Source organism: Halobacillus sp., from assembly GCF_049282395.1.
Classification (GTDB): domain Bacteria; phylum Bacillota; class Bacilli; order Bacillales; family Halobacillaceae; genus Halobacillus.
On the sequence record NZ_JBAPTY010000300.1, the window covers coordinates 1 to 4106 of the forward strand.

Consider the following 4106-nt stretch of genomic DNA (forward strand, 5'->3'; position numbering starts at 1 on the left):
GTAGGTCCTTCGGGGGACGATTTCGCTTTCCGTGGGCATGTGCTGAGCCTCCTCAGTCTTCGACTTCCGGGGTCTCACCGATCATGTTTATCCCACAGGAGTCTTCATCGTCCCCCTCCGGACCTTGCCCAGTCATAAGTTCGATACCACTTCATACATCACCTCCGTGACGAGGAATTAGACCATGTGGTTTTCTACCTATTTTCAGGATGTAATGACCTGCAATAGCCTGTCATAAAAGCATTTAATCCAGATTAAACAGGAGAATCTTTCTCTTCTAGAAGGGTCCGTTCGCAACATTATAGTTGGGGTGGTGGGGAAATGATGAGACTCCCATGGGAGAAGGGACTAGGTGAGATCTCGCAGGGAGTGAAACGAGCGAGGAAGCTCACCGTTCCCCCATAGGAAAGTGTTCAAATGTGGATTCACCCCGAAAGACACGACCAGCATAAGCCGACCATCAAAAGGATTGCGGTTTTTCAATCCGTTGATGAGCGGCTTATGTCTCGAGTGTCTGGGTGATGGAACAAGACGAGTTATTTCCCCACCAGCCCTCTTTCCTTTAACGTAACGGACCCATTCATCTCGAAATCAAGTCTTCAAGTAATGGGAGCTTTACTTTAAAGTCAACACGGAAGTTATAACAATTCATTAGGTAAGGAGGTTGACCTATTTGGCGAAATCTATAGCAATTGTAGGAGGCGGACCAAAAGCCTATATCCCTGACTTGAAATCATTTGACCATGAAGAGCGTATTTGGATTGGAGCTGATCAGGGAGCCGAAGTTCTTCTTGAACATGATATATGTCCGGACGTATCCATTGGAGATTTTGACTCTGTGGATCAGGCCTCTTTGGAAAAAATTAAAGAGATATCCATCCAGTTTAAGCCATACCCCAATGAAAAAGATGAAACGGATCTTGAACTGGCCATCAATCAGGCACTTAATTGGAACCCAGAGCATATTCTATTATTCGGGGTGACGGGTGGAAGAATCGATCACTCAATGGCTAATTTGCAACTTCTTTATCCTTTATTAAAGAAAGGAGTACGCTGTACAATAAGGGACCACCAGAATCAAGTGGAATTAGCAGCTGAAGGTGAGCATACGCTTAAAGCGGATAATGAATTTCCTTATGTATCCTTTTTACCGATGACCCTTGAAGTAACTGATCTTACCCTTCAAGGTTTTTATTATCCTCTGCAAAATGCTTATTTACCTTATGGTTCAACCCTATGTGTCTCTAATTGTCTGATTCATAATACAGGTACTTTTTCATTTCGTTCAGGCATACTATTAGTAATAAGAAGTAAAGACTTGACTAATAGAGGCTGAAACAAGCATTCTGCATTAGCTTGATATAGGAGGAGGGAGCTCTTTGAGATTTTATACGATCAAACTCCCAAGGTTTCTCGGGGGCCTGGTACGCGCAGTCATAACTACTTTTAAAAAAGATTAACAAAAAAAGCACCCCGGAAGGGTGCTTTTTTTGGTCGAAGAACCTCTTCGACACGGAGCGCAAGAATCTCTTACGCTGATAGGAAGCCTTGAATTATACGCGGGTAAGTTTACCTGACTTCAATTCACGTGCTGTTACATAAACTTTCTTCGGCTTGCCATCTACAAGAATACGTACTTTTTGCAGGTTAGCTTTAAACTTACGTTTATTAGCGTTCATTGCGTGTGAACGGTGATTTCCGGTGGTTGTTCCTTTACCGGATATTACACTTTTACGTGCCATATGATAATCCCTCCTGTTACATACATAAATCTTCAGATACTTAATTAATGTATCATACCCACTACATGTTTGCAATATAGTGAAAAGAATTATATCAAGAATTTTCTCTTGACAGATACTTTCATTTGTTTCAAAGTATAATAGGAATATCAGATACAATTTTTGAAAAGTGAACGTCTAATCATTTGCCTTCCTTGTGTTATAATATAGGCATGAAGTTGAGGAGTTTAAAAGGAGGATTCATATGTCTGTTGATCTCACTAATCAGTATGGTCATATTACGATCAGCAATGATGTCATTTCTACAATTGCAGGAGGGGCAGCCGTGGAATGCTACGGAATTGTAGGCATGGCGTCCAAGAATCAAATCCGAGACGGATTATCGGAAATGCTTCGCAAAGAAAACTTTTCCAGAGGCGTAGTGGTCAGACAAATCGATGACCGCCTTCATATAGATATGTTTATCATTGTAAGCTATGGCACGAAGATTTCCGAAGTCGCTCATAACGTTCAATCACAAGTAAAATATACATTAAATAAAACGGTAGGCTTATCCGTGGACTCTGTGAATATCTACATTCAAGGTGTTCGCGTGACAAGTGAATAGGTTTCGTTGTAGTCAAAGGAGGAAGCAAGCGTGACGTTACAAAATATAGACGGCAAAACATTAGCCGAAATGATCTTACAAGGAGCTCATAATTTACAAAAGAACTCCCAAATGATCGATGCGTTAAATGTATTTCCTGTCCCGGATGGCGACACAGGGACGAATATGAATTTATCTATGACTTCAGGGGCAGAAGAAGTAAAAAACGTGGATGAAAATCATGCCGGGGCAGTTTCGAAAGCCTTCGCTAAGGGTCTTTTAATGGGAGCTCGCGGTAATTCAGGTGTCATTCTTTCTCAAATTTTTCGAGGCTTCTCCAGAGCTATTGAAGAAAAGGAATTCTTAACAACCAAGGATTTAGCAGAGGCTTTTAATGGTGGAGTAACTACGGCCTATAAAGCAGTAATGAAGCCTGTCGAAGGTACGATCCTTACTGTAGCGAGAGAATCAGCTGAAGCAGCTGCTCACCTGGCTGAAGAAGAAGAAGAGATTATTTCGTTTGTTGAAGGTGTAGTGAGTGCAGCACGTGAATCATTAAAAGGAACCCCGGAACTGCTCCCTGTATTAAAAGAAGTCGGTGTAGTTGATAGCGGCGGACAAGGTCTTTTGACTATTTACGAAGGATTTCTTGCTAACTTAAGAGGAGAAGAACTCCCTGAATTAGATCAAACTGTATCAATGGGTGAAATGGTTAGTGCAGAACACCATAAACTGGCACAGGATTTCATGAACACAGAAGACATTGAATTCGGCTATTGCACAGAGTTCATGGTGAAATTCGAAGAAAAGAAGCTGAAAGAAAATCCATTTGATGAAGAAGAGTTTCGTCAGGCATTAAGTAAAATTGGAGATTCGCTGCTCGTAGTCTCTGATGAAGACTTAATTAAAGTACACGTTCACGTGGAGTACCCCGGAGAAGCCATGAATCTCGGTCAGCAGTTCGGCAGCCTGATTAATATGAAGATCGAAAACATGCGCGAACAGCATACCTCCATTGTCGGCGATAAAAAAGAGGTTCAAAAGCCTAAAGAAAAAGCTGAATACGGTATAGTTACAGTTTCCATGGGAGATGGAATTAAGCGGTTGTTTGAAAGCCTTGGCGCAAGCGTTGTCATCCAAGGTGGACAGACGATGAATCCGAGTACACAGGACATTTCTGAAGCCATTAAACAGGCGCACGCAAAGCACATCATTATACTTCCAAACAATAAAAATATTGTTATGGCAGCCCAACAGGCTGCAGATATGGCTGAAGAAGAAGTAGCTGTAATCGCTACAAAAACGATCCCTCAGGGCATGAGTGCTCTGCTAGGGTTTAACCCGGAAGCGGATCTTAATACGAACAAAGATGAAATGACCAGTCTTATGGGTGAAGTAAAGACTGGCCAGATTACGTATGCCGTCAGAGACACCCAGATCGAAGGGCTATCGATTGAGAAAGGTCACTTTATGGGCATAGCCGATGGCAAAATATCTGCGACTGATAAAGACAAATTTACGACTGCGAAGACACTTCTGAACCAAATGATTGATGAAGATGAAGATGAAATCCTCACCATCATCTCCGGTGAAGAAGTGGATGAAAAAGAGGTAGCTGAATTGGAAGCCTACGTGGAAGAGACGTTCGAAGATCTTGAAGTAGAGATTCACAAAGGCGGCCAACCGATTTACGCTTATATCTTTGCAGTGGAATAAGAAATAAAGAAGCGATATTTTATAGCTTGAAAAAGAGGAACCTCATAAAGGTTCCTCTTTTT

General features: G+C 41.8%; 5 protein-coding genes. 4 read left to right on the plus strand and 1 reads right to left on the minus strand.

The features are described 5' to 3' along the window. Positions 1-673 precede the first annotated feature (673 nt). Both WAM07_RS12940 and spoVM read left to right on the plus strand, forming a co-directional pair. Positions 674-1336 carry a thiamine diphosphokinase gene (locus WAM07_RS12940; RefSeq protein WP_422167454.1) on the plus strand — a complete coding sequence of 221 codons (663 nt, stop codon included), beginning with the start codon at positions 674-676 and terminating at the stop codon, positions 1334-1336. Between the two features lie 43 nt (positions 1337-1379). Then, positions 1380-1460 (plus strand): stage V sporulation protein SpoVM, encoded by an 81-nt coding sequence (gene spoVM / locus WAM07_RS12945; RefSeq protein ID WP_139205836.1) that lies wholly within the window; start codon positions 1380-1382, stop codon positions 1458-1460. A 93-nt stretch (positions 1461-1553) separates the two neighbouring features. Here the strand turns inward: spoVM and rpmB are convergent, their stop codons facing one another. After that, a complete protein-coding gene (gene rpmB / locus WAM07_RS12950; protein WP_089752921.1) occupies positions 1554-1742 on the minus strand; it encodes a 50S ribosomal protein L28 in 189 nt (62 codons plus the stop codon). 244 nt (positions 1743-1986) lie between these two features. Between rpmB and WAM07_RS12955 the strand changes: the two genes are divergently transcribed. Continuing rightward, entirely contained in the window at positions 1987-2349 is a 363-nt protein-coding gene (locus WAM07_RS12955) for an Asp23/Gls24 family envelope stress response protein (RefSeq protein WP_089752923.1), read from the plus strand. Between the two features lie 30 nt (positions 2350-2379). After that, positions 2380-4044 (plus strand): DAK2 domain-containing protein, encoded by a 1665-nt coding sequence (locus tag WAM07_RS12960; protein WP_422167457.1) that lies wholly within the window; start codon positions 2380-2382, stop codon positions 4042-4044. Positions 4045-4106 lie beyond the last annotated feature (62 nt).